1 protein-coding gene is annotated in these 504 nt (G+C 72.0%); it reads right to left on the bottom strand.

The features are described from left to right. Positions 1-99: 99 nt before the first annotated feature. The coding region (locus UN64_RS21975) for an ATP-binding cassette domain-containing protein (protein ID WP_216352823.1) at positions 100-504 on the bottom strand (405 nt) is incomplete at its 5' end.

Raw genomic sequence — 504 nt, 5'->3', positions numbered from 1 at the left:
TCCGCCCCTGGTCCATCAGCACGATCTGATCGCAGCGCTTGACCGTGGAGAGACGGTGGGCGACCACGATGACCGTGATCCGGCCGCGCAGCGACTCGATCACCTCGGTGACCCGGCGTTCCGTGAGGTTGTCGAGGGCCGACGTCGCCTCGTCGAGCACGAGGAGCGGGGGCGCCGGAAGAGCGCGCGCGCGATGCCCAGGCGCTGGCGCTGGCCGCCGGAGACGCCCACGGCCCCTTCGCCGATCACGGTGTCCAGGCCGTCGGGGAGCTCGTCCAGCCACTGGCCCAGCTGGGCTTCGCGCAGCACGCGCTCCACCTCGGCCCGGTCCGCCGTCTGGGTGGCCTCGACGTCCAGGAGCACGTTGTGCAGCACCGTCCCGTTGACCACGGTGACGGACTGCGGGACGAACGCCACGTTGTCCCACCAGCCGCGCGGGTTGGCCCCGAGCTCCACCCCGTCCACGTAGACCCCACCGCGCTGGGCGTGGTGGAAGCCGATGAC

Source organism: Fictibacillus arsenicus (genome assembly GCF_001999465.1).
Classification (GTDB): Bacteria; Bacillota; Bacilli; order Bacillales; family Fictibacillaceae; genus Fictibacillus; species Fictibacillus arsenicus.
The sequence above is the reverse complement of the archived record's forward strand: the minus strand, read 5'-3'. Positions and strand labels throughout refer to the sequence as shown.